Source organism: Ancylomarina subtilis, from assembly GCF_004217115.1.
In the GTDB taxonomy this organism is placed as follows: Bacteria; Bacteroidota; Bacteroidia; order Bacteroidales; family Marinifilaceae; genus Ancylomarina; species Ancylomarina subtilis.
This window is the reverse complement of sequence record NZ_SHKN01000001.1, coordinates 261,601-287,400: the sequence shown is the minus strand read 5'-3', so window position 1 is coordinate 287,400 and position 25,800 is coordinate 261,601. Positions and strand designations below refer to the sequence as shown.

Annotated in this window: 20 protein-coding genes; 10 read left to right on the top strand and 10 right to left on the bottom strand. The window is 35.5% G+C overall.

What is annotated here, in order from left to right:
* The first annotated feature begins 5 nt into the window (after positions 1-5).
* Positions 6-206, top strand: a complete 201-nt coding sequence (locus tag EV201_RS01130; RefSeq protein ID WP_130305564.1) for a hypothetical protein — start codon at positions 6-8, stop codon at positions 204-206.
* A gap of 133 nt (positions 207-339) precedes the next feature.
* On the opposite strand, the gene EV201_RS01125 is transcribed toward EV201_RS01130, so the two are convergent.
* Both EV201_RS01125 and EV201_RS01120 read right to left on the bottom strand, forming a co-directional pair.
* On the bottom strand, positions 340-1,341 hold the full coding sequence (locus tag EV201_RS01125) for an ornithine carbamoyltransferase (protein WP_130305563.1): 1,002 nt from the start codon (positions 1,339-1,341) through the stop codon (positions 340-342).
* 60 nt (positions 1,342-1,401) lie between these two features.
* A complete protein-coding gene (locus tag EV201_RS01120; protein WP_130305562.1) occupies positions 1,402-2,379 on the bottom strand; it encodes a carbamate kinase in 978 nt (325 codons plus the stop codon).
* Positions 2,380-2,928: 549 nt separating this feature from the next.
* Between EV201_RS01120 and EV201_RS01115 the strand changes: the two genes are divergently transcribed.
* From EV201_RS01115 to EV201_RS01090, 6 genes are all read left to right on the top strand, one after another.
* Complete coding sequence (locus EV201_RS01115) at positions 2,929-3,606, top strand: hypothetical protein (protein WP_130305561.1); 678 nt, start codon at positions 2,929-2,931, stop codon at positions 3,604-3,606.
* 235 nt (positions 3,607-3,841) lie between these two features.
* Entirely contained in the window at positions 3,842-6,286 is a 2,445-nt protein-coding gene (locus EV201_RS01110; RefSeq protein WP_130305560.1) for an FtsK/SpoIIIE family DNA translocase, read from the top strand.
* Between the two features lie 82 nt (positions 6,287-6,368).
* Positions 6,369-7,013 carry an outer membrane lipoprotein periplasmic chaperone LolA1 gene (lolA1, locus tag EV201_RS01105; RefSeq protein WP_130305559.1) on the top strand — a complete coding sequence of 215 codons (645 nt, stop codon included), beginning with the start codon at positions 6,369-6,371 and terminating at the stop codon, positions 7,011-7,013.
* A 163-nt stretch (positions 7,014-7,176) separates the two neighbouring features.
* Complete coding sequence (locus EV201_RS01100) at positions 7,177-8,352, top strand: lipoprotein N-acyltransferase Lnb domain-containing protein (RefSeq protein WP_130305558.1); 1,176 nt, start codon at positions 7,177-7,179, stop codon at positions 8,350-8,352.
* A 22-nt stretch (positions 8,353-8,374) separates the two neighbouring features.
* A complete protein-coding gene (locus EV201_RS01095) occupies positions 8,375-9,127 on the top strand; it encodes an acyl-[acyl-carrier-protein] thioesterase (protein ID WP_130305557.1) in 753 nt (250 codons plus the stop codon).
* A gap of 39 nt (positions 9,128-9,166) precedes the next feature.
* Positions 9,167-9,715: a hypothetical protein gene (locus tag EV201_RS01090; RefSeq protein WP_130305556.1), complete on the top strand. Its 549-nt coding sequence runs from the start codon at positions 9,167-9,169 to the stop codon at positions 9,713-9,715.
* A gap of 3 nt (positions 9,716-9,718) precedes the next feature.
* Here the strand turns inward: EV201_RS01090 and EV201_RS01085 are convergent, their stop codons facing one another.
* The 4 genes from EV201_RS01085 to EV201_RS01070 form a co-directional block, all read right to left on the bottom strand.
* Positions 9,719-10,960: a competence/damage-inducible protein A gene (locus EV201_RS01085; RefSeq protein WP_130305555.1), complete on the bottom strand. Its 1,242-nt coding sequence runs from the start codon at positions 10,958-10,960 to the stop codon at positions 9,719-9,721.
* A gap of 57 nt (positions 10,961-11,017) precedes the next feature.
* Positions 11,018-12,265, bottom strand: a complete 1,248-nt coding sequence (locus tag EV201_RS01080) for a M48 family metallopeptidase (protein ID WP_242610439.1) — start codon at positions 12,263-12,265, stop codon at positions 11,018-11,020.
* Positions 12,266-12,332: 67 nt separating this feature from the next.
* Positions 12,333-13,424 (bottom strand): DUF6340 family protein, encoded by a 1,092-nt coding sequence (locus tag EV201_RS01075; RefSeq protein ID WP_130305554.1) that lies wholly within the window; start codon positions 13,422-13,424, stop codon positions 12,333-12,335.
* 52 nt (positions 13,425-13,476) lie between these two features.
* On the bottom strand, positions 13,477-15,570 hold the full coding sequence (locus EV201_RS01070) for a hypothetical protein (protein ID WP_130305553.1): 2,094 nt from the start codon (positions 15,568-15,570) through the stop codon (positions 13,477-13,479).
* 155 nt (positions 15,571-15,725) lie between these two features.
* On the opposite strand from EV201_RS01070, the gene EV201_RS01065 reads away from it, so the two are divergent.
* Positions 15,726-16,868 (top strand): DEAD/DEAH box helicase, encoded by a 1,143-nt coding sequence (locus EV201_RS01065; protein WP_130305552.1) that lies wholly within the window; start codon positions 15,726-15,728, stop codon positions 16,866-16,868.
* Between the two features lie 366 nt (positions 16,869-17,234).
* Positions 17,235-18,143, top strand: coding sequence for a phospholipase A (locus EV201_RS01060; RefSeq protein WP_130305551.1), 909 nt, complete (start codon positions 17,235-17,237; stop codon positions 18,141-18,143).
* Between the two features lie 28 nt (positions 18,144-18,171).
* Here the strand turns inward: EV201_RS01060 and EV201_RS01055 are convergent, their stop codons facing one another.
* The gene (locus EV201_RS01055) at positions 18,172-19,464 is read right to left on the bottom strand and encodes a cryptochrome/photolyase family protein (RefSeq protein WP_130305550.1); all 1,293 of its coding nucleotides are present in this window, start codon (positions 19,462-19,464) and stop codon (positions 18,172-18,174) included.
* Positions 19,465-19,540: 76 nt separating this feature from the next.
* Between EV201_RS01055 and EV201_RS01050 the strand changes: the two genes are divergently transcribed.
* Positions 19,541-19,939 carry a transposase gene (locus tag EV201_RS01050; protein WP_207224360.1) on the top strand — a complete coding sequence of 133 codons (399 nt, stop codon included), beginning with the start codon at positions 19,541-19,543 and terminating at the stop codon, positions 19,937-19,939.
* Positions 19,940-20,078: 139 nt separating this feature from the next.
* Here EV201_RS01050 and EV201_RS01045 read toward each other — a convergent pair whose 3' ends face one another.
* From EV201_RS01045 to EV201_RS01035, 3 genes are all read right to left on the bottom strand, one after another.
* Complete coding sequence (locus EV201_RS01045; protein ID WP_130305549.1) at positions 20,079-20,684, bottom strand: hypothetical protein; 606 nt, start codon at positions 20,682-20,684, stop codon at positions 20,079-20,081.
* 842 nt (positions 20,685-21,526) lie between these two features.
* The gene (locus EV201_RS01040; protein WP_130305548.1) at positions 21,527-24,634 is read right to left on the bottom strand and encodes an HD domain-containing protein; all 3,108 of its coding nucleotides are present in this window, start codon (positions 24,632-24,634) and stop codon (positions 21,527-21,529) included.
* Positions 24,635-24,838: 204 nt separating this feature from the next.
* Complete coding sequence (locus EV201_RS01035; protein ID WP_130305547.1) at positions 24,839-25,456, bottom strand: imm11 family protein; 618 nt, start codon at positions 25,454-25,456, stop codon at positions 24,839-24,841.
* Between the last annotated feature and the right edge of the window lie 344 nt (positions 25,457-25,800).

Sequence of the window (25,800 nt, the reverse complement as noted above, 5' to 3'; positions counted from 1 at the left end):
ACGTTATGGGTTTTCAACTTTTCACAACATACCTGATCATTTTAGCAGCTGTAAGCTACTCGCTTTATCACTTTTATAAAGTGATAAGACCCAATAAAAAAACATCCCTTTGTGGTGGCTGTCCATCTTGTGATATCAAAAAAGAATTGGTGAAAAATAAGATTAAAATTGATGGTTTAAGAATGTCTGAGCATTCAAGAAAATAACCCATGCTTGGTTTGAAAACCAGAATAATTCTTCATCACCTACAAAAAATAACAATACTCTTTATTTTATAGCAGATCAAAAAAAAGGCTCTTGGAAAACCAAGAGCCTTTTCTATATGATATACGATTGAGATTATGCTCCCAAAGTAGCAACCATTACTGCTTTAATAGTATGTAAACGGTTCTCAGCTTCGTCAAATACGATAGACGCTGGAGATTCAAATACATCTTCAGTAACTTCAACACCATCAAGACCAAACTTCTGGAAAACTTCCTCTCCTACTTTAGTCTCTCTGTTGTGATAAGCTGGAAGACAATGCATGAATTTACTTGCAGCATTACCAGTTGCAGCCATTAATTCAGCATTAACCTGGAATGGCTTAAGAATTTCAATTCTTTCTTTCCAAACTTCGTCTGGCTCACCCATTGATACCCAAACATCAGTATAAAGGAAATCACAACCTTTAACTCCAGCTTTAGCATCATCAGTGATTGTAATTTTAGCACCAGTTTCTTTAGCAATCTCTCTACATTGAGCAACTAATTCTTCCTCTGGTTGAAGGTTTGCAGGACCACAGATTCTAACATCCATACCCATTTTAGCAGCACCTACCATTAAGGAATTTGCCATATTGTTACGTGCATCACCTAAGTAAGCAAAAGAAACCTGATTCAATGGCTTATCTGTGTGCTCCATCATAGTTAAGAAGTCAGCTAAAATTTGAGTTGGGTGGAACTCATCAGTTAAACCATTCCAAACTGGTACACCAGCATGCTTAGCCAATTCTTCAACAACAGTTTGTCCGTAACCACGGTACTCAATACCATCGTACATACGACCCAATACGCGAGCGGTATCAGCCATAGATTCTTTCACACCAATTTGAGAACCTGAAGGCCCCAAGTAAGTTACGTGAGCTCCTTGATCGTAAGCAGCAGTTTCGAAAGCACAACGCGTACGAGTTGAAGATTTTTCAAATATCAAAGCGATATTCTTACCCTTCATAGTCTGAACTTCAGTTCCAGCATATTTAGCTCTCTTAAGATCTCTGGCAAGATCCAACATGTATTGCATTTCCTTTGGAGTAAAATCCAACAACTTCAAAAAGTTTCTGTTTCTTAAATTAAAACTCATGGTATTTATTTTTTTTGATTACGATAACAAAAGTAACTATAATCTGATATTAATATTTATTTAAGCAATATGATTGACGTCTTTTTCGTCATATTCCATAGTAATCTTAGTTCCGTAAGATTTATCTTCAAGCTTAGTTGCTTCAGTGATTACAGATTTACCACCACCATTTTCGATAAAGCTTAGACAAGCGCGAATTTTTGGAGCCATAGATCCTTCAGCAAAAGTACCTTCTTCAAGATGTTTCATTGTATCTGCATGATTTAGGAACTCTAATTTTTCCTCGTTTGGTCCTTTAAAATCTTTATATACGAATGATACATCAGTTAAGATATAGAATTCATCAGCCTTAACGCGAGCACCAATCAATGCAGAAGCTAAATCTTTATCGATAACCGCTTCAACCGGACAAAGATTACCATTTTCATCTTCAGAAACCGGAATACCACCACCACCAACAGTGATAACAATATTACCCTTACGAGCTAAATCTTCAACAATTTTTTCATTCATCACACGGATAGGCTTTGGTGAAGGTACGACACGTCTCCATCCGCCATCAGCTTTCACTTCTTCCTTAAAAATCCATCCCTTATCAGCGATTAATTGGTCAGCTTCTTCTCTTGAGTAGATCTTACCCACACGCTTAATTGGATCTGCAAAAGCAGGATCATTTTTATCAACAACAACCTGAGTAACCAAAGTCACCACATCTTTTTCGATGCCATTTGCTTTTAATACATTACGCAAGTTTCTTTCAATCATGTAACCAATGCCACCTTGTGAGTCAGCAACATCGATATCTAAAGGCATCTGAGGAATGTTATAAAGTTGTTCTCCTGCATCATTTCTCATCAATATGTTCCCTACTTGCGGGCCATTACCATGAGCAATAATAACATCATACCCTTCCTTAACAAGGAAAATAAGATTTTCAAGAGTATCTAAAGTATTTTGACTTTGTTCTTCAACGGTCCCTCTTTGATTACCTCTCAACAAGGCATTTCCACCTAATGCTACAACTGCTAATTTATTCATTATAGGTTTTTTATTTATGTTGTTTGAAAATTGTGCTACAAAACTAGAACTTTTATCAATATTTCAATGGATTTTAATATTTTTTAGAAACATTTTTACTAACTGTTATTCAGCACCTTAAACGACTGAATTTTTACTGTAAAATATAGGATGAGCTAAAAAATTGAAATTCAACACACAGACTTTTTAAAAGAATACACACGTTTGCATTTACAATAAACTTTTACTGTTATGTTCAAACAAAGCATTTTTTGAAAATTGCATTATACTTTTCATATTTTTTATATTTATGAACACAAAAAAAACGCATTTTTCACCTTTTAACTCATTTGAAATGATAAAAAACAAATTTAATCCGAAGGGCAAAATCAGCAAAAAAATATAAGTGAACAACATTTAGAATAAATATGCATTCCGATCAGATAATGCATTTTTATAAAGTTATTTGTTACTTTCACACTGAAATCAGATAAATTCACGTAAGAACCATCCTAAAAACTTGATTCAATTTTGCTTTTATCTATTTTTAGTAAGCAACAAATCGCCCATATGAAACACATAACCCTCATACTTATATCCTTACATCTATTCATCTCCTGTTCTAGCAAATCTGACAAGAAAAAAGCTGATGCTGAAGGAACAATCACTTATAAAGTATGCTATGCAACTAAAGAAGACGTGAACCCCATTATTGCATTACTCCCAACCCAAGTTGAATTTAAATTCAAAGACAATAACATCTCAGTTCTTTCAGAGGGATATTTAGGTTTTTTCAGTACCCGGTTTATTTCAAAATACAAAGCCCCAAGCAGTTCAATTCTATTTAAAATCCTGAATAATAAAATGAACTATCAATTTGCAAGCGATGAAGTTCCTTTTATATATAACCACCAACTTGCAACCCAAATTAAATACCTAAAAACGGATCGGGTTATTGCGGGCTACAAATGCAAACTGGCTCGTGTCTTTATTGAAGAATTACCCGAACCTATTGATGTCTATTACACACAAGACATTTGCTTGAAAAACCCAAACCGAAATACTCCTTTTAGTAAGATCGACGGTGTTTTACTTGAATTTGAAACAACAATGAATAAGATTAAAGCTAAATTTTCAGCAGAGAATGTTAGTTTAACCCCAGTCAGTAAAGAAGAATTTATTATTCCATCTGACTATGTAAAATCAGATGCTAAAACAATTCTAAAATATGTCTCAAACTTCAATTAGAACCTGACTTATTTATAGAAAAGTCACTCATACGTTCTTAATCGCATCTCGATCTAATCGTCTCAACCCTGCACAAAATTTAGATCATACAGGATTAACTTCCATTAACAAAATCGTTCTCTTTAGTTTCTAATCACATAGAATCGACCTTGAATATCTCTATCCCTATTCATGTGGAATTACGCCCTATTTTTATTACTTTCACATCAGATTATAAGCAGGAAAATCATATTCAATGGCAAAAAAAGGAAACACGAAAACAAAAAAGAATAGGTTTAACAAACCATCTTTTCTAAAAGATGAACGCATTCGATTTATTTTGGGTATTAGTTCAGGTCTATTCACCATATACCTTGGACTCGCATTTGTATCCTTCTTTTTTACAGGAGGTGCTGATCAATCCAAATTAGATATACAACTATTCGATTTACTGGCCAATTCAGGAATTCGAGTTGAAAATTGGACGGGTAAAACGGGAGCATTTCTTTCGAACCTTCTTATAAACAAAGGGTTTGGAATAGCTGCATGCACCATACTTTATGTCCTTACCGTTCTTTCAATTCGCTTATTTGGAATAAAAACACAATCACTCAGAAAAAGTGTCCTCTACACGCTACTTTTTAGTATCTGGTGCTCGGTTCTGCTTGCCTTTCTTTTTGTTGATTCAACCAGCACAAGCTTTTTATATTTGGGTGGAACTCATGGCTATTTTATAAGTGAGTGGCTGATTTCACTTATTGGAAATGTGGGAACTCTTTTCGCTTTAATCATTTGTTTTTTCACTCTGATTGCTTTTGGATTTAATAACTCTGTTAACAACATTAAAAAACTCTTTAAAAAGAAAGCTAAACCCGAAGTTAACGATTTAGATCTTGATGATAACGACGAATATGAAGAAGAGGATCAATTTGAGCCTGTCATAAAAAATAATGAAACAGAGGATACAATTAGTACTGAACTTGACATTAATCTGGAAGAAGAGTATATACCTAATATTAAAGAAGAAAAAGAACCTGTAGCTGAAACCAGTGAAATAGAACTGGATATCGATTCTGATTTTGAAGAAGCTCCAAATACCAAAATTCAAAATTCCGAAGATGACGACTTGGAATTGACTATTGAAACAACACGTATCAAAGAAGAAAGTGTTTCAATCAACCATACGCCTATGGAAGATTTTGATCCGACACTCGACCTTTCAAACTACAATTATCCAGGCCTCGATCTTCTAGAAGATCATCACATTAATAACTCTGAAGTTAGTAAGGAAGAGCTTGAAAGTAATAAAATCAAAATTGTTGATACGCTACGCAATTATAAAATTGAGATCACTCAAATTAAAGCAACCATCGGGCCAACCGTAACACTCTACGAGATTGTACCGGCACCAGGCGTGCGTATTTCAAAAATCAAAAATCTTGAAGATGATATTGCTTTGAGTTTAGCAGCTTTGGGTATTCGAATTATTGCGCCAATTCCTGGTCGTGGAACCATTGGTATTGAGGTTCCCAACAGAACGCCAGAGATTGTTTCGATGAAAAACATCATCGCTTCGAAAAAATTCCAGGAATCAAAGCATGCCTTGCCCGTTGCCATGGGTAAAACCATTTCCAACGAAACCTATACCCTTGACTTGGCAAAAATGCCTCACCTTCTTGTTGCAGGTGCTACCGGACAAGGTAAATCGGTTGGTTTGAATGCGATTATCACATCTTTACTTTATAAGAAGCATCCATCGCAACTTAAATTCGTCCTCATTGATCCTAAAAAGGTTGAATTGAATATTTATTCAACCATCGAAAAGCATTTCCTAGCCAAACTTCCTGAAGAGGAAGAAGCTATTATTACTGATATTCATAAAGTGATTGCAACACTTAATTCACTTTGTGTAGAAATGGATGCCCGTTACGATCTGCTTAAAAAAGCTCATGCTCGTAATATTATCGAATACAATAAAAAGTTTGTCACTCGTAAACTAAATCCCGAAAACGGACACCGTTACTTACCCTATATTGTTGTTATTATCGATGAGTTTGCCGATTTGATTATGACAGCCGGTAAAGAAGTTGAAACACCAATTGCCCGTATTGCTCAACTAGCACGTGCGATTGGGATTCACATGATTATTGCCACTCAGCGACCTTCAACCAACATTATCACGGGTGTAATTAAGGCCAATTTCCCGGCACGAATTGCCTTTAAGGTAGCCTCAATGATCGACTCTCGTACAATTCTTGATAGTCCCGGAGCGAATCAGCTTATTGGTCGGGGTGATATGTTGATCTCAGTTGGTAGCGATTTGGTTCGGGTTCAGTGTGCCTTTGTTGATACACCAGAAGTTGAAGCCCTTACTCAGTATATTCAAAAACAACAAGCTTATCCATCAGCACTAATGCTGCCTGAATTTGTAGCCGAAAGTTCTGAAAACACAGCAGAGGTTGATTTACAAAAAAGGGATGCCCTTTTCGAAGAAGCAGCCCGTTTAGTAGTAGGCTCACAGCAAGGTTCAACTTCGGCCATTCAAAGGCGTTTCTCTATTGGGTACAACCGCGCAGGTCGAATTGTTGATCAGCTTGAAGCCGCAGGAATTGTAGGTCCTTTCGAGGGTAGTAAAGCCCGTCAGGTTTTGGTTTCTGACGAATATTCCCTGGAAAAACTACTGTCTCAGGTTTTGGCTTAAACTGGCACAATAATTGAATAAACATTAACGTAAAAAATAACTAGTTCTCAATCTGATTTCAATCAGATTTAAATTTTAAAGTATGACGAAATATATTTCACTTCTAATTATCTCTCTATTGAGCCTAAATCTTTCGGCTCAGGATAACAAAGCCAAAACCATCTTAGATCAGGTTTCAGAAATAAACAAAACCTACAGCAGTATTAAAGCTGAATTTAGTTTCAAGATGGACAATGCCGAAGAAGATGTTCATGAAAGTTCAGAGGGTAACATTATTCTAAAAGGCAATAAGTATCGCCTTTATTTAATGGATGTTTACACCTACTTTGATGGTAAAACCATTTATCAGCATTTGGTTGATGCAGAAGAAGTAAATATTAAAGAAGCCGATGAAGACGACGAAGAAAAAGGATTGAATCCAACAAAAATCTTCACTCTTTACGAAACCGGATTCAAATATAGCTACGTTGAAGAACAGACAACTGCAGCAGGTGTTTTTCATGTAATCGATCTTTTTCCATTAGATGAAACAAGACCCTTTTCAAGAATTAGATTGCATATCGATACAAAAAGTTTAGAAATAAAGTCTTTGGTATCAATCGGAAAAGATGGCAATAACATCACAATTAAAATCAAGAAATTCGAACCAAATCTGAATTTTAAAGATTCAGACTTTATCTTCGATCAAGCCGCACATCCAGATGTGGAAGTTGTAGATATGAGATAATTGTATACAATAACATTTCTTTTCGAACTGCCCTTTTCTGTTTCAGATTAGGGCAGTTCTGATTTAAACACATTTTATTTGTTAAAAAGTAGAAATCTTCGTCAAGCTATTTAACAAGCTCCCTACAAAAATCATTATCTTCGGGGACAAATAAAATACAACTATGCGACATCTATTCATCCTTTTTTTTCTTACTCTATTATTTGTTAACCCAACAAGTAAAGTACAGGCACAGGAAAACACTGATAATACTAAAATCAGCATTCTAACTTGTTCTCCCGGACTGGAACTCTATTCTCTTTTTGGACATTCTGCCATCCGAATTCAAGATCCTGCGAGAAGAATGGATGTGGTTTTTAATTATGGAAATTTTGATTTCAACACGCCCAATTTCTATGTGAAATTTATACGAGGGAAACTAAAATACAACCTTACCGCCAATCGATTCAGAGATTTTAAAGCTGCCTATAAAAGGGATAAACGTTCAGTCGTAGAACAAGAGTTAAACTTAGATTCAATCTCAAAACAAAAGCTAATAAAAGCCCTTTGGGAGAATTATCGCCCTGAGAATCGCTATTATTCTTACGATTTTCTATTCAATAATTGTTCAACTCTTATTCGCGACATTCTGCCCCGAGAGGCCAATGATAAAATTGAATTTGAGAACCCAAATCAAAAATCAAATCGAAGTTTCAGAGATTTACTCAACCTTTATTTAAAACAAACGCCGTGGATTTACACGGGTATTCATTTGGTTTTAAGCCAACCCTGCGATGCAAAAGCAACAAACTATCAGGAAATGTTTTTGCCTGATATGCTTAAGTCGGGTTTCGATCATTGCCAGATTACCATGGACAATCAAACAAGCAAACTGGTAAGTAACGAAAATGTCATTCTCAGTGAAACTGCTATTCAACCACAAACACCTTGGTATTTACATCCAACCTTCATTTTTGGGTTAATTGCATTTATAGGTTTCATGCTAACACTAAGTTCTATCAAAAACAAAAAACGATTCGTTTTACTCGATGTATTGGTTTTTGGCAGCACGTCTCTTTTGGGTTTCGTTATTTTGTTTCTTTGGTTTTTCACCGATCATCAGGCCATGGGACCTAACTGGAATATCCTTTGGGCCTTACCTATTCATTTGCCTTTAATCCCTGTTCTATTTAAGAAAAACAGACCGGCTTGGGTCAAGCCTTATTTTAAATACCATTCTATTTTCTTACTGGTATTTATAGCTGCATGGCCAATACTACCACAAAGTTTACCCTATACCATTTTACCTTTTGTGGTATTGATTCTTATTCGTTCAATTTTTAATGCAACACGTTCCTAAACATTAATTGTCTTTTTTTCAGATGACAGATTTGAGTATATACAGTCAGGAATTCACTATCGGATCTTTCGATACCGATTGGCATGGCAATGCCAAACTCACAAGTATTTGCAATTACTTACAGGAAATTGCAGGCAACCATGTTGATCAGATCGGACAAGGTTTGGATGATTTAAATCACGACAATCATGCCTGGGTCCTTTCACGCATAAGAATTAAAATAAAACGTCCTGCAAAATGGAAAGAGACCATCCGAATTGAAACCTTTCCAACTGGTATCAAAAGTTTATTTGGGGCTCGTGATTTCCGTATTTTCGATGCTGAAAATAAAATCATTGCTATAGCCAGTTCCTATTGGTTGGTTGTTGATTTGAACAGCCATCGTCCCATTCGTCCTCACGATGTGGTAAAAAACATGCCGATTGGCAATTATTCTGAGGTCTTTGAAAAGGAACTGGGCAAACTGCCCCCTTTATCATCTGATGCCGAACTTATCGAGGAAATAAAAATTCACTATTCTGATATTGATATCAACCGACATGTCAATAATGTGAAATATCTGAAATGGATAATCGATGCAATTCCCGCTGAGACTCTAACTGAAAAACCCATTTCTGAATTGGAAATTAATTTTCTCCACGAGCTTAAATTGGGTGAACAGATTCAGATTTTTCAGGAACTGGATGATGAATACCACTTGAGTTGCAAGATTACAAGTAAAACAACCGGCAAAGAAAATTGCCGTGCGAAAATCAGTCTTAACAATCTAAAATAAAAAGTCGACTACAAACAGTCAAACTTTAATCACCTGTATATGGATCAATTAATTTACAGCTTTGAAATCGCTTTAAAGCATTTATGTCAGTTTTCAAACCTCCAACAAATTCTTTTTCTGATAATCTTCGGTATCTTTTTTAGCCTAAAGGAATGGAAAACCTACCTCCTGCTTCTATTGGCTCTTTGTTCCGGAAGTTTAGTAGGCTTATCTCTGTCTATTTTTAAGGCAATGACTCTAAGTCATTCGACCATTCACCTGCTGGCCATTATCAGTCTTTCAATCGTCTCCTTACATGCCATTTTCAGCCATAAAATATCTGCAATACACTACAATATTTTTGTACTTATTGGTATCATGCAAGGTTTCGTATTAAGCTTACACTACAAAGCTGCACTCGGCTCAAATATCAAATTCTTATCATACCTAGGTTATAACCTTGGAAGCTTCACGGGCTTTTTAATCATCAGCTTTCTAAGTCTGCTCATCTGCACTTTGGTTCTCACCCTTTTCAGAACCGACAAGCATAAAATCTCATTGGTTCTGGCAGGTATTGGTTTGGGAGTCGCTTTAATGATGTATTTCTAGAAATTATTCATTTAGAATGAGCTTTCTAAGCATATTAAAACCTGCTTGGGAAGCCATTCTGATATTACGCCCTCGTTCTTTGGAGAAAATAAATTTCTCAGAGATTACTTTTTCAGCTGAAGCCACAGCAATCCATACGGTTCCCACTGGTTTTGCATCCGTTCCACCATCGGGTCCGGCAATACCTGAGGTGGCAATAGCATAATCAGAACCGATGACCTTGCAAGCCCCTGTTGCCATTTGCTCAACCACCTGTTGGCTAACCGCACCAAATTCCTCCAAATCATTCGGATTTACCCCCAAAACATTGCCTTTAACTTCATTTGAATAAGCTACTACAGCACCTTTAAAATAAGCTGAACATCCTGCCATTGCGGTAAGCATGTGTGCCATATTTCCACCGGTACAAGATTCTGCTGTAGACACCGTTTTCTTTTTATCCAAAAGAAGATTGGCAATCACCTGCTCAATTTTCTCGTCATCAAAAGCAAAAATGCGTTCACCCAAAATGGCTTTCAAAGCTTCAAGTTGCTGCTTAATAATGGCTTTTAATTCAGCCTCATCATCCCCCACCAAACTCATGCGTAAACGCACCACACCAGGCGATGGTAAATAAGCCAATTTCACAACCGAAGGTAAATTCGCCTCCCAATCCTGCAACATCTCAGCCAAAACAGATTCACCCAAGCCTTGAACCATCACTGTTTGATGCAACACATGAGGACAATGAAACTCTGAACTCAATCGTGTTAACAATTCCGTTTGCATGATGTTTTTCATCTCGAAAGGCACACCTGGCATCGAAATGACATGCTTATTATCTCTTGAAAACCACATACAGGGCGCTGTCCCAAAATGATTAGGAATGATTCTTGCCCCATGAGGAATAAGAGCCTGCTCACGATTGAAGGCATTCATGCCAATTTTATATCGAGCCAAACGCTCTTCAATTTTCCCGTAGAGTTGATCATCCTGAACCAATTCACAGGCAAAATAATCGCTCAATGTTTTTTTCGTAATATCATCGTTGGTTGGACCCAGGCCTCCTGTTATCAAAATCAGATCCACCCGAGACATGGCCTCTTCAACGGAAGTCACAATCGCTTCTTTTGTATCCGAAATACTTGTAATTCGATTCACTGAAATACCGATGGCATTTAATTCCTTTGACATCCAGGCTGAATTGGTATCAACAATTTGTCCAATCAATATCTCATCGCCAATGGTAATAATTTCTGCTTGCATTATTTTAAACTAAAATTCGTTGGTATCTGTTTTCGGTTCTCAATTCCCCTTTATCCTTTATCTTTTTAGAGCTTTCAAACGTTGCAAAAGGGTTGGATGTGAATAATGGAAAAACACATAAGCCGGGTGTGGTGTCAGGTTACTCAAAGAGCTCACTGACAATTTTTTCAAACCACTACCCAATGCCTCTGCGCTGTGATGTTCAGCCGCAAAAGCATCCGCTTCATATTCATTCTTTCTGGATAAAACATTCATGCCCAAACCTAAAAAAGTTGAAATGGGTGAATACAAAATCCCAAAGGCAATTAATCCCAAATGGAAACTGTGGTTCTCAGCTCCCAAAGCTCCGGATAAACTCGCATTTCCTATCAATAACGAGAAGATGTAAAACATAACACCCGTTTGCAAAAGACTTAAGATGATTGAACTGAGCGTATGTTTCTTTTTGTAATGACCTATTTCATGAGCCAGAACGGCCACAATCTCTTTCGTTGATAATTCATCAATCAAGGTATCGAACAAAACAATTCGTTTTCGTGAGCCCAAACCGCTGAAATAGGCATTCCCCTTTGATGAACGTTTGGAACCATCCATCACATAAATATTGTCGAGTTTAAACCCCACCTCTTTAGCCAGCTTACTAATCGCCATATTCAATTCACCCTCCTCCAAAGGACTTTGTTTATTGAAAAGCGGTACAATCAGGGAAGAATAAAACATACTCATAAAAATCATAACCAAAGCGATCAAAGCCCAAGCCATCCACCAGAAATTCACGGTCGTTAGTGTGTAGATCCAGATTATTAAAGCCAAGATTCCCCCACCTAAAATTGCGGTCAGCAAAGCCCCTTTTATTTTGTCAAGCACAAAGGTTTTTAAAGTGCTTCGATTAAAACCATATTTTTCCTCAATCACAAAAGTAGAATAGTAAGAAAACGGCAAACTTATTAAACTTGAGCCAAGCATGATTATGGCAAAAAAGCTCAAAGCCAGAGCTATCGGATTCGAAAAATACTGTCGTACAAAATCATCAACCCAGGCAAAACCACCACACACAATCATTAAAATGGTGATAACAAAACCCAGAATGGAAGACAATAAACCAATCCGATTTTTATCCTTTTCATAAGCTTGTGACTGCGCATATTTCTCCTCATCATAAATTCCTTCGAGTTCTTTAGGTATGGTGGCACTCCAATTTTCTCTATTCAGAATATCCAGTGTACGTTCCAAAAGAAAATCGAGACTGAGAATAAGAATGATAAGTGTAAGAATTAAATCTGTTGACATACTTGATGTGATCATATCCGTTTCTAAAATTTTGGTTACCTATTTTATCCGATACAGTCACTCAATGAACTAAATTCAATCGTTACTGAGCTTCCGGATCTTCCCCAAAGAATAATTTAATTTTTTCTCCGTTAAGCCAACGGGAATTCAAAGCTAAAGAATAAGCTTCTATTTCTTTATATTCCGAAGGCCTATTTTTCATCTTTTTATAAAAATAGATGGCTTTTCGAACCCAGGATCTGGCCTTTTTAAAATCCCCCTTCATTTCATATACTACGGCTAAATTGTATGCCGCACGACCAGCTAATTTCAGATCTTTCTCTTTGCTTATGTTGTCCCCCATGCGGGTTAAACTTTCCCACATCTTAATCGCTGTATCAAACTCATTCTTATTTATAAAATAGGGTGCCGTAGACAAACGTTTGTCTCCGGAAACAAAATAATTGCGGCTAACATCCTGCCATTTAGGCGAAATTAAATCAACATAAGTTCTCCCCAACTCATAGGAGGCATCGTTCAACAGTTCTTCTCTCTTGGGTAACTTCTCGCTCACCAATCTTTCAATGTTTGAATCAGACGATTCCAAAAACAAGCTGTCCACAATAAGTCTGTCATCATAAATCTTTTGATATAAGGGATCGTATATACGCCATTTGCCATAAAAATGAATTTCAGTGGAGGCCCAATAGACATCTTCTTCCACAATTTCGTGCTTATTAAAAGCCTGAAGATCTTCTAAAACAATCAAAACATCGGTTTGACTTGCCTGACACAGACTATCAACCGTATTCCAATTTAAGGGCATAAAATGACGCAGCGTATCCGGCATCATCTTCTTGGGCAGACGTATAAAAGGAATAGAATCCTGAGGCCAAAATTCGGATAAATTTTCAACAAAGCCCTGATAACAGTTCAAGGGCATATCCTGTGTATGATCTACACTATCTTTTACTGACACTTTGCTTATAGAATAATACTGCGCCACCGAATCAGAAGGAAAATGCTGATTTCTATAAACAAATGCAAGTCGATTAACATCCGCAGGCAATACAACCTCGGGTGCTTCCAAAACCTGAAACTGAACTTGCGAAATTGTTTTACAAGCGGGTGATAAAATAACGAGTGATATGAGAGCCAAATAAATAAACTTCATAGGGGACTTAATAAATTCCATAAATTAATAATTAAAATCAGTTGTGATTAGATAGGTGATCAAAAACCAATTATTAGATTCCGAGCCAATACTTTTTCAAAAACCATTCCAAACTCAACAAAATTATAATAGAACATAAAACCCACATAAAATTAAGTACAGAACGAAAGTGACTCTCTACAGAAATCCGGGCTTTTATATTTTTATTAGCTAAAAGACTGTCAGTTAATTGGGGCATTTGAGACAACGGAAAATGCAAAGCCCCGCTCAGCTCCGACAAGTCTTTTAAGAAAGCCGGATTTGCTTGAACTTGCTTGCTTTCCAGATTCTCAGAACGAACAACAAAGCTTCCTTTTTGAGTAAACTCCTGATCAAATGCTTTGACTTTGGCTTCAAACTGATAGTTCCCTGCAGGTAAATTATTCAAATCTAAGTTATAGACCTTTCCTGAACGCTCAAATTGATAGGCAAACGCCTCGTCTTTATCATTCTTTAATAAAAAGTTCAGATCCGCCTTATTGATAGTCTGATAACTTTCATCGTAAAGCTGTGCTTCAATCTGAATAGCGTCCGTTTCCTTATAAACTTTATCGTATTGAATCGTCAGCTGATTACGCTTCACCTTAAGAGCTAAATACTGAACCATTCGATTCAGTAAGGCATTAAAATGCTCATGCGATTGATTCATTTTATAATCCTGAAGTTTCCATCGCCATAAACCTTCACCCAAAATATACGCTTGTTTCTGATCATCTCTTTGCGAAAATGCAATTAGAGGCGTCTCTGTACCGACAGCTTTTACAATCTGAGTCCCCATTACATGAGATTCCTGATTGAAACTATACTTGCCCATTGGCGACATGACTGGTGGAAAAGTCGAAAATGCTTTCCTATCTTCTTCATCCATTTCGAAAAGGGAAAACCTATCCGAATAAGCCATTCTTGCATTTTGGAAAAGATCATGGGTTTGATCAAGCTTTAAGCCCAAATTCAAACGATTCAACAAGTTAAAATCACTTGCACCACCTAAAATCATCATAAAAGGCACGCGAGAATGGGTTAACTGATTCAGAAAATTTCCACCGACATGTTTCATCGAAGGTAACTGATAAAAAATCATCAAATTAAAATCAGAAAAATCAACCTGCTTTTTCGACACATCAATTAAACGAATCGTAGTATTCGACTGCTCCTCTAATGCAGAATAGAGAGCCGCAATATCCGGATGGTAAGAATCGTAACAGATCGCAATTTTACGTTTACTATCCAATACATCAATGAGCATTTCCCCTTTGTTATTCTTTAGATTCGACTCGCCCTTTATGGCTTTCAAACTCAATCGGTACTTTTGTAAACCCGATTTTTTGGGAGTAATGAAAAAATCTTTCTCCACATAGTAGCTTGCATTGGGTATTTTAAGGGTATCCCGATATAGGGTTTCTGAATCTGAATCCAGCTGAATAAAAATTTCTTCACCTTCACAAAAATCAGCCTTTATACCCAAACGTACAGGCGTATTCGATTTTAGAAAGGCAAGTTTATTACTTCTCAGGAATACAACTGACAAATCCTTTTGACTGGTAGCATCACCCAAAGCAATCGTATGAACAGGGCATTTTACTTCCTGAACCAGGAATCTAGCATCATTCCCCTTATTGTACAAACCATCACCTGCCAAAATAAGCTGAGTCTGTTGCCCGGGCTGGATGTTATTTTTCAGATAGCTGAATAATGAAGCGTAATCGCTCGACTGATCCGTAAAATCAAAATCTGCCAGAATTTTAACCTCCTCACCAAACCCCAGCTTTTGGATTTCATATTTTTGACTCAAACTTTTTAAAACCGCGTCAACATCTGCTATATATTGCGTTTGATAATAAACAGAGTCTTTACCCAATTTTAAAGATTGAGAATTATCCTGAGCCCAAATTAAGAGTGGTTTCTCTATGTGTTTCTGACTGTATTTGATATTCGGGTTAAGTAAAAGAAATAACAAACCGATATAAACCAAAGTACGCAAACTTGCCAGCGTCAATATTTTGGTCGATGACAAATCGTTCTTTAAGGTATTTTTATAAAAATACTGGCCATATGCCAAGACAACTGCCAACATAACAATTGGCAGTAACCACCACAAAGAATGTTCTGTTAAAATGGAAATATTCAAAAGGATCATTTTTAGTTTCAACAAATTTAATAAACTCTTCGAGCTATTATATCATTCAATAGCTAAAAGCAAGTCTTAAACCCCACTTTAGGCAATAAAATTACTGTACCTTTGTCCACTCGTGAAGAACACAAATATTAATTAATCGCAAAATAATGTCATTTACATCTTTAGGTTTATCTCCCTTTTTATTAAAAGCTTTGGCTGCTGAAAATTACACACAGCCCTACCCTATTCAGAAGGAGGCTATTCCTGCTATTCTAAGCCATAAAGATGTTTTAGGTATTGCCAAAACAGGATCGGGAAAAACAGCCAGTTATGTCCTACCCATCCTCAATAATTTTAAAAGCAATAAACCACTCAAAAACAGACATATAAAAACTCTGGTTCTTGTACCTACCAGAGAACTCGCTGTTCAAGTCGAAGAAGTATTTAAAACATTTGCTTTAGCTTTACCAGATCGAATTAAAACTCTGGCTATTTTCGGCGGGGTTTCTATCAACCCGCAAATGATGGCCATGAATGGTGTTAGCATCTTAGTTGCAACGCCTGGTCGATTGATTGAGTTGGAAGAATCAAATGCCGTAAACCTATCGGAAATTGAAAGACTTGTACTTGATGAAGCCGATAAAATGCTTAATCTGGGTTTTAAATATGAAATGGATCGTATTTTCGCCCTATTACCTAAGAAACGCCAAAACCTTTTATTCTCAGCAACTCTAAGTAAAGAAGTCGAGAATATTAAGCAACTTCTATTAAATCGTCCTGAAGTCATCAAAATTGAATCAAAGGAAGAAGAAAAGGAACTGATTGATCAGGTTGCCTACGCGGTTGCCGACAGCAGAAAAGGACCTCTACTTCGTTACTTAATCAAGAAAGACAATTTAAAACAGGTATTGGTTTTTGTGTCCTCAGCTTTTAAAGCCGATGGTGTTGCCAATAAACTTTGCCGAAATGGCATACACGCCGTTTCTACTCATGGAAAGAAAAGTATGAACTCACGTAGCGAAAGCTTACGACGATTTAAAACCGGTAAAATTCGGGTATTGGTCACAACCGATCTTTTGGCTCGTGGTATCGATATTGAATTCCTCCCCTATGTTGTGAACTACGAATTGCCACGATCTCCTAAAGACTACGTTCACCGTATTGGAAGAACGGGGCGTGCAGAATCGCCAGGTGAGGCCATCTCATTCGTCTCTCCTGAAGAAGAGCATCATTTCAAAGTGATTCAGAAGAAAATGAAAAAAGAGGTCAAGCTGATTGATAGCGATACGATTGACATGAAAGGCTATTAATGTCTGAATAATGAAGCATAAAGAAAGGCTCTAGTTCAATTCCTGAATTTGGAGCTTTTTTTTTACAATTACCCCACCCCTAAACAGACTTCATCGAGTTCCGATTCGCATCAGCCCCCTACCCCTAAATCCCCAAAAGGCGATTTTGAAACAACTGGTCAATAAGTCCATATGGTTTGGGGAGATTGTTCAAATTGAACGGACTCCATTGCTTATGCGCAAACCAGCAAAAAATCTAAATCCCATTTTGTAGTCTGATTAACTTGAGGGGGAAATAAAAGTATTATTTTTGCCCACTATCAGTAAAAGAATCGGCAACCAATCAAAAGCAAGCATCTTGCCTTAATACCGGAAAAAAATCTTGTTATGAAACTCAAAATCTACTTAATCCTCTTTATTAGCTTCGCTTTTGTAAGCCGTTCTGTAGCACAAGAATTATTTTCGAAACAACAAATATCTTTACACGAACAATGGGACCTTGATGATACGCACAGCAATCAGTCGGGTTTGTTTAGAGTCAAGCAATACAAACCGCTTTACATCCTATTGGGGAACTATACCAGCAACATCAATGAAAAACCTCAAAGCGATAACCCCAATAACTCGGTACCTGATAAAATGCCACTTAAGCCCATTGAACTGAAATTTCAGATCAGTTTTAAAACAAAGGTTTTTAATGATTTGTTGGGAGCAAAACTAGGGGGTGATATTTGGATGGGCTACACACAAACATCCAGATGGCAACTCTACAACAAGGATATATCCCGTCCCTTTCGGGAGACCAACTACGAGCCAGAAATCATGTATATCATGCCTACTTCTTATGAAATCTGTGGCTTAAAAGGTCTCTTTGCGGGTATTGGCATCAATCATCAGAGTAACGGTCGATCCGATCCTTTATCGCGAAGTTGGAATAGACTGATTGCTCAAGTTGCCTGGGAAAGCGAACACCTAAGCATTATATTAAAACCCTGGTTGCGCATTCAGGAATCGGCTGCAAACGACAATAATCCGGGTATCGAAAATTACATGGGACGAGGCGAACTGATGGCCGCCTATGGCAAAGGACGACATGACATTAGCCTGATTACCCGCCACTCGATGCACTTTGGCAAAAATAACCGAGGAAGTATTCAAATTGATTATGCCTTACAGATATGGGATAATTTAAAATTCCACACCCAAATTTTTCATGGTTATGGCGAGAGTATGATTGATTACAACCACAAGCAAACAACTATTGGTTTTGGTCTTTCGCTTATTGAGTGGCGATAGAATTGTTGCAGGCCCAGCCCTACGATTCTTAAAAGGAATTCAGGCCTTCTTTATAAACCCGAATGGCTCTTTCCCTTGCCATTTTATGATCCAGCATGGGCGTCGGGTAATTCGTCGAATCTAAGTCGGGAATCCATTTCTTAATATAGGTCAAGTCCGGGTCAAACTTTTTAAGCTGTTCTGTAGGATTAAACACTCGAAAGTAAGGTGCGGCATCACATCCGGTTCCGGCAGACCATTGCCAATTCCCATTATTCGATGCTAATTCGTAATCCAATAACTTTTCGGCAAAATATGCTTCTCCCCACCGCCAATCGATGAGCAGATGTTTACACAAAAATCCCGCTGCAACCATTCTGACCCTATTGTGCATGTAGCCAGTCGCATTTAACTCCCTCATACCTGCATCAACCATGGGATAGCCGGTTTCTCCCTTTTTCCATCGTTCAAATTCATCTTCATTATTCCGCCATTGTATTGAATCATATTTCACTTTGAAATTGGAATATACAAGCTTTGGAAAATGATATAAAATCTGCATAAAAAACTCGCGCCAGATAAGCTCATTTAAAAAGGCTTGACAGACCTGTGCTTGACGCACAACCCTTCTTATACTAATCGTTCCAAAGCGTAGATGCGGAGACAGATGACTGGTTTTATTCAGTGCCGGAAAATTTCGAAACTCCTCGTATTCATCCAGGCAATCTAAATCATAATCGATGACTTTGATTTTCGATTGGATAAACCCTATTTCCGACAAAGCAGGTAGAGAAAAGTTCCCCTTCAAAAAGTTATCCTTTGTTTCAGACTTGAACTGTTCGATATCTGTCTCTCTAAATTTTTCAAGCCATTTGTTCTTATAGGGCGTGTATACAATATAGGGCGACTGATCTGCTTTTAGTATCTCTCCCTTTGCGAATATAACCTGATCTTTAAATATGCTGACCTTAGCCCCGGAATCAATTATGATTTCTTCAAAAGCCTGGTCACGTTTTTTGGCATAGGGTTCATAATCTTCATTAAAATAGACATTTTGAACATCATATTTTTTGAGAATCTGTTTCCAGATGTCTTCAGGCTTCCCCTTTTTACAATAAAGGCTACTCGAATGATTTTCGAGAATTTTATTCAAAATTAACAGACGCTCGTAGATGAATGAAACACGAGGATCGTTTGCTTCAAGTTCATCTAAAATAGTTGTATCAAAAATAAAAACTGGCAGAACCGGATAAGGGCCATTTAGGGCTTCAAATAAGCCACGATTATCTTCAATTCTCAAATCCCTTCTGAACCAAAATATCGAAACCTTCAATTTCTTCATACTTTAATTATTTACAAGCATCTTAGATTTTAGCTTTTGTGTCTGTTGCACAACTGTTATAAATCTAACAATATATTTGTTCGAAATCAACACAAATCACTTTAATTGCAAACAAAAATGCATCGGAAAAGGATTTAAAAAAAAGATTGGCATAACTGTATATGTTGACGAGTATGAGCGAAATAACAAAAGAGTCGCCAGTAAGTTGGGGCGTTATATGAAAGGCAAGCGCCAATCAACAGTAGAACCTGTTTTTGGCATACTCACCCAATTTATGGGACTGCGTAAAATAAATACCATAGGAATACAGCAGGCCAATAAGGTGATGCACATGTCAGCTACGGCTTATAACCTGAAAAAACTATTGAAATTTGTCACAAAAAAGGCAGAAACTATGGCAAATCAGGCAAATAACTATTTTTCTATTTTAATCAACACAATCGGCTTATTTAGATCTCTTTTAAGCCCTAAATAATTTAAGATCTAGAACTGATTTGTATAAAATACAGCACTGTAAAACGCAAGTATAGAAAGCTAAATACAATAAATATCCCCTTAATAGAAAATATTAAGGGGATGTGCAACGCTTACTTTTGTTATCTTCTGGCCTTCTTTCAATCAAAGTCGTATTTCAATTTATCCCTGTCAACATTAAAATCAATTTCTTTTGTTTCGGTTGGAGTTTGAGACATACTTTGTTCTTTTGAATGAATTTTCATTTTAATTTGAACAACTTTATTTCCATCATATTGTATGGATTCTAATTTAATTCTATCTCCTAAAAACTTAGAATCTACATGCTTTATAGTCATATCTTTATGGTTCAAATCAAACAAACCTATATATCTAAAAATACCAGAACCTTGATTTGAAACGCTAAACGGGATTATTAAATATGTTTCATTCTCTGTGGACTGATTCAAAGCTACTATGTTTTTGTAATCTATATAAACTACTCCTCTTTCCTCACCTTCTGCGTAGTGTCCTTCAAATATATGTAGAGAATCTTTGTCAATTATTTTATTAATCTTACAAGATGTATTTGTTTCAGGTATTTTTATTATTAAATCATTAGAAGTTTTGATACTGAACAATTTCAGCATTACTTCAGATTGATACGTTTCTATATTTTCTTGTCTCTTTGAATGATTTTTACATCCCATCATTGCAAACATACTTATAAGTATAATACAAGATAAACGGATCAATTTTGTTTTCATTATTTTTTCCATTTTATTAATTCATTTGTTTAACGCTTGAAGATAACGGTCTTGCTAAGTTTCGTGGGCGATTTAAAGAATCAATCCTTTCAAACCGCACGGAAGCAAGCCGCATAAATTTGTTTATATTTTTAAGCAAACCAATTTATATAGCTTGCTGGTGTTTCTTAATTGCACTAAACTTTCAAACGACACATCACCGCCCATGAAATTTAGCTTTTGTTGCCATTTCGTTGTTTTTAATTTTTCACCCCTTCTCGAATATTGCTGTTTTTTTCTATAAAATTGAAGTCATATGTAATTTTCACGTTCTCTTTTCGATTCTATTTCTCAAAAGAAACTACCAATCGTAATAATTGTACAAAGAGTTAGTGCTATAACGCTAAGCATAGTGATAACATTTCGTTCTTTATTTTTCATTAAATGTCTAGTTCCGAGAATTAAGAATACTATTTGAGCTAACAAAAATGGGATTGTCAATAATTCTCTAAATACACCAATTAAGACAAAATCTACTTCACGATAATTAATTAAATAAATCAATATGAAATATGTGACTATTATAAAATTAATAATTGTCAGTTTTCTTGAAGAAAATATTTTGTTCATATTTTAGGTTTTAACTAAGATTTCTACATATTTTTTTGTCCTTGATATTCTTATATCCGCGGCGTTTTCACAATGAATGGCAACGTTTAGTGTATGATTTCGTAAGGGATTGCGGGCTTCAAGCCTATAAAGTTATCACCCAAAATTGATGCTAGTGAAGCCGCTCGAAAACCTCTGAACCCCTTATGAATTATACACATTGTTACCGGTTCGTGCTTTTATATTCTTGAGCACTATTTAAATTTCTGTTTTGCCCATTCCTTAAATACATCTTCTGTAATTTCAACAGTCTTGTCATTGTCAACATAAATTTTGTATGGTGGCTTTAATTCATCAGGATAATTAGCCCAATTAATATTCATAAATAATATTGAAGTGTATTTTAACGAGCGTAAACCTACGGATGTTGAAAAAGGTTTTTTGTCTTCCTCTAGTTTTTGAATTAAATAGCAAAGGTTGAAAATTAAAGCATTTGCGAACTCTTGCAATTCATCTTTTCGTTCAACATATTGACTATTAATCACAAATTTAACTAACGGATGTTCCCAGTTTGCAATATTTTTATATTTGGTGGTAGTAATATAATTAGTTGTAAATCCTTCAAAAGGGATAAACCTTATACCTGACATTTCTCTCGAAATAATGTTATTAGCAGGTATCTCTTGAGTTAGAAAGTTATCCCTAATTACAAGTTCTACTTTATCATTTCTAAATTTAAGTTTTGATATTGAAATTAAAAGGTTGGTTAACCAATAATTGAAATCAATTCCATTGATATGAGTTTTCCCAATTTTGACAATTTCATCAGAAAAGCATATTGAATGAACACTTCCTTGATTATCCTTTGCAGAAATAATTTTATTGTCAAATGTGAAATTGACGATTTGTGATAATTTAATCCAACTATTAGCACTTGGTAATTTTAATTTATCATAGAGAATATTTGAATTTATGTAAATAGGATGTCCATTATAAATAAGTAACAATTTCCAAAAAGTATCAGGAGTAAGCCCTTCATCTGTATAGCTCAATATTTCCTCCCATATAATGGCACTACCTCTACTGAGTAAATTCTGTAAATTTTTCCACCCCACAGGTCGATTGAAAATACTTCCTTTATCTAATGGAGTTCTTGCAGGACTTAATTCAGGCTTAATCTTCCCTCTTACATCAATTGTAAAAGGGTGTTCTGAACTAACTTGTGACGCTCTATGACCTAACATCATCATTTCATATTTGGAATACCCGGATCTACCAGGATAACCACAAACTAATATTCCATCTAAACAAACACTATGACCTTCTTCCAGCCCAAGATGATAATTATATTTGATATTTTGATTTGTGGATTTTACTAATAGAGTCATTTCACTTTTTTCCTTGTCTTTCCAAGTAACATTATCAACTTGAGGTTCCCATCTTGCTTCTAAATTTTCTGTGCAAGGAAGACCATTTTCATCAACTAAAAATGTTTGTCTTAAAAATCCACGAAGATTTTTATCTATTGAAGACAAATCAACTTCAAGAGTCTTTTTATTTTTAATATCTATTTTTTCTAAAAATGTTCTTTTTCTATCAATAGTTGCTGGAATATTCAGCTCCCCTTTTATTTCATCGATTTCGCAGCTTGCTTCTATAGGAAATTCCGTTCCTAAAGCATAACCTTTTAAAGTCAATAACAGCCTAATATTATCAGACCAATCATCAAAAAACAATGGCTTGTTCCTACTAAAAATCCTTACCGTTGTTCCGATTGGTTGTGTGCTTTCACCCTCTTTTATAAGAATTAAACCGCCTAGACCATTGATTTCAACAATTAGTGGTTTTCCATTTTCTTTTCCCTGTCCGTAATCTTTTCTAGTCAGTAACTGTATTCTATCGCCAACCATGAAGCATGACATAAATCCAATTCCAAATTGAGAACAAGGCTCAAAATCCACCCCTTTTTCTTTTAAAAAAGCTCTTTGTCTTTCAAATTCAGGAGAACGATAAAAACTCCTTCCGACTTTGCCAAAAAATTTCGAAACAATATCTTCATCCATGCCGATTCCATTGTCTATACATTCAATCACTTGTTGACCATTATCATCAATAAAATGTTTGAAAAATATTCTTCCCGCATTCCATTCAAACCCATCTGCTTTATGAATTGATTTTCTTAATCTCAATGCATCTAGAGAATTTTGAAGGAGTTCTCTTATGAATAAGGAAGTATTTTGGTATAGCTTATCGGTCATCAATAGTTTTACAATTTCATCCCTTGATAAACTAAATTCTAAATCATGGTATAAATAAGAATTGTTTTTAGGTCCAAGTCTTTCTCTATCTACCTTTTCTGCAACCTCAATTTTATATTTACTTACTTTTTGTGGAAACCTTCTAATCAGATTATGTGAATTATTAAGCTCACTATCAATCCAATCTAAAAATGAATTCGCTGTTTTCTCATAAACAGGATGTTCAAAATACATTGTGAAACGTATTAAATCCTTTGAAATCTCCCATCCTTTTACATCCCTATGTTTTTGCCATTCGGAAATACTTACAGGGCTTGTAAAGTGAATTGATTTGTATAATACTTCTGGAGTCCTGTCAGAATCAAAATCTAAAATATCCGCTAATCTTAGAATAATTGAAAGAAAAACAGTATTTACTTGATAAGTGCCAATATTTTCATCGTGATTAAATCCATTCTTGCTATTAATCCAGTTAATAGACTTAACATGAGACAAACAGATTTTTGCTAGATAATCAGAGATGTTAGTTCCGCTAACAATCAACATTTTGTCATCTGTATATTTTTCAAGAATATAGTCATGTGAACGTTGCCCATGACTTTCTCGTAAATAGTCAGTCAACATTGCTGTATCTAATTCAGACTTAATCTTGAGTAACCTATCTTTTTCTTTAGTTGATATAAATGATGATTCAATTTGTCTTTTTATTTCACCATAATTTGCATGATCTATATACCAATTGTCTCTAAAAATTAAATAAGCATCATTTTCTTCCAACGACTTATACTCATCGTCATTAATAAACATACCTTGATCATGATTAAAAGCTGCTAGAATTAGTAATCCAATCTCAATATCATTTAAACTTTTCAACGTTTCTCCAAGGATATAAGACATCAGTTCTGCCACTCTTAGAAAATGTGTTTTGTCATGTAAAGTATACTCAGAAAAAAATTTAGGAATCATAGTTGCTCTATCTGATGCTTCATCACAAAGGGTTAGGATATTTGTTACAAATGCTTTTGTATCATCGTTACTACGACTAATTAATTCCTTATATAACGTTGTGTCCTTAACACTTTCTATATCTAATACTTTACTCATTGGATTTATTTTTTTTCTGAATGCTCTTCAGATGATGTGATTGTTTCCTTGCATGACCGGTAACGTTTAGTATATGGCAAGTAGGCGATTGCGGACTTCAAACCTATCAAACCGATATGACGTTGGAGCGGGCTACAACCGTTGAATTTACTACTATCTCGCCTATTTGCTATATACATTGTTGTATTGCGTTATTCATATTTACTATGATACTTCAATTTCCTCAAATTCAATGCCTTTAATATTCTCTTTTTTCATTCTGCCATACATCTGTTCTGAAACAAAAACTTGACTTGAACATTCTTGCAATTTAAAAACTGAAGGAAATCCGTCTTTTGGCATTTTAAGTATCAATTTGTAAATATGTCCAACTGGAAGTATAAAGTCTTCTTCATACTCTGATTTATCATAGTCAAAAACATCAGTATACTCCATTAGCTGAATTGCAACAAAGTCGTTATTTATTGGAACATTAGGATTCAATTCACCTTTCCTGTCAAATAATTCACCGAAAAAAGTATCATCAATCATAGTTATCGGAACTTGTCTATGCTTAACATTCTTTAGTTTATTAAAAATATCAAGCATTCTTTTACTAATTATTTGAATATGAAGGTCTGTCAATGGGTAATCAATATATTCTATGATTTTGAAATTTGCTTGAAAATAAAGTCTTTGAGGCAATTCAAACTCACTTACACTTATCATATCAGCAGAGAATTCAATATTGTTCTTGAATGGTAGATGAAAAGCATCTTTTTCAGAGTCACCTGAATGATTAAAATTCCAATTCAATTTATAAACTTTGTTTTCAAGGCTCATGTTAGCAATCTCTATGATTATTATGTCTTATTTTTTTCAACTAGCTGAATCAACAGTAGTATAGGTTTTTTAATGCAATACAACAATTGTATAACATCAATATTGATGTTATTTCTTTTATATATCTTTTAAAAAGGTGTTGTTATCCTACCCTATTGGAGGGATAACAACATCTCTTATTTAAGAGTACTAAAAATAGATATAAATTACATTAAACAGTATTCATGGCGTATGTAAAACCATAAACAAATGTAAAATAGAATCACTCTTCATAATACATAGCCTATAATTTATCGCCAAAGAGGATCTTAAGATAAAAACGAGGCATTTTTCAGTTCAATTTG

What these genes read in the sequence shown, in the direction of transcription:
- EV201_RS01120 (WP_130305562.1), bottom strand. Translation starts at nt 2,379, where the DNA reads ATGAATAAATTAGCAGTTGTAGCATTAGGTGGAAATGCCTTGTTGAGA.
- EV201_RS01045 (WP_130305549.1), bottom strand. Translation starts at nt 20,684, where the DNA reads ATGAAAACAAAATTGATCCGTTTATCTTGTATTATACTTATAAGTATG.
- EV201_RS01115 (WP_130305561.1), top strand. Translation starts at nt 2,929, where the DNA reads ATGAAACACATAACCCTCATACTTATATCCTTACATCTATTCATCTCC.
- EV201_RS01040 (WP_130305548.1), bottom strand. Translation starts at nt 24,634, where the DNA reads ATGAGTAAAGTATTAGATATAGAAAGTGTTAAGGACACAACGTTATAT.
- EV201_RS01035 (WP_130305547.1), bottom strand. Translation starts at nt 25,456, where the DNA reads ATGAGCCTTGAAAACAAAGTTTATAAATTGAATTGGAATTTTAATCAT.
- EV201_RS01095 (WP_130305557.1), top strand. Translation starts at nt 8,375, where the DNA reads ATGACAGATTTGAGTATATACAGTCAGGAATTCACTATCGGATCTTTC.
- lolA1 (WP_130305559.1), top strand. Translation starts at nt 6,369, where the DNA reads ATGACGAAATATATTTCACTTCTAATTATCTCTCTATTGAGCCTAAAT.
- EV201_RS01080 (WP_242610439.1), bottom strand. Translation starts at nt 12,265, where the DNA reads ATGATCACATCAAGTATGTCAACAGATTTAATTCTTACACTTATCATT.
- EV201_RS01090 (WP_130305556.1), top strand. Translation starts at nt 9,167, where the DNA reads ATGGATCAATTAATTTACAGCTTTGAAATCGCTTTAAAGCATTTATGT.
- EV201_RS01100 (WP_130305558.1), top strand. Translation starts at nt 7,177, where the DNA reads ATGCGACATCTATTCATCCTTTTTTTTCTTACTCTATTATTTGTTAAC.
- EV201_RS01130 (WP_130305564.1), top strand. Translation starts at nt 6, where the DNA reads ATGGGTTTTCAACTTTTCACAACATACCTGATCATTTTAGCAGCTGTA.
- EV201_RS01055 (WP_130305550.1), bottom strand. Translation starts at nt 19,464, where the DNA reads ATGAAGAAATTGAAGGTTTCGATATTTTGGTTCAGAAGGGATTTGAGA.
- EV201_RS01125 (WP_130305563.1), bottom strand. Translation starts at nt 1,341, where the DNA reads ATGAGTTTTAATTTAAGAAACAGAAACTTTTTGAAGTTGTTGGATTTT.
- EV201_RS01085 (WP_130305555.1), bottom strand. Translation starts at nt 10,960, where the DNA reads ATGCAAGCAGAAATTATTACCATTGGCGATGAGATATTGATTGGACAA.
- EV201_RS01110 (WP_130305560.1), top strand. Translation starts at nt 3,842, where the DNA reads ATGGCAAAAAAAGGAAACACGAAAACAAAAAAGAATAGGTTTAACAAA.
- EV201_RS01060 (WP_130305551.1), top strand. Translation starts at nt 17,235, where the DNA reads ATGAAACTCAAAATCTACTTAATCCTCTTTATTAGCTTCGCTTTTGTA.
- EV201_RS01065 (WP_130305552.1), top strand. Translation starts at nt 15,726, where the DNA reads ATGTCATTTACATCTTTAGGTTTATCTCCCTTTTTATTAAAAGCTTTG.
- EV201_RS01075 (WP_130305554.1), bottom strand. Translation starts at nt 13,424, where the DNA reads ATGGAATTTATTAAGTCCCCTATGAAGTTTATTTATTTGGCTCTCATA.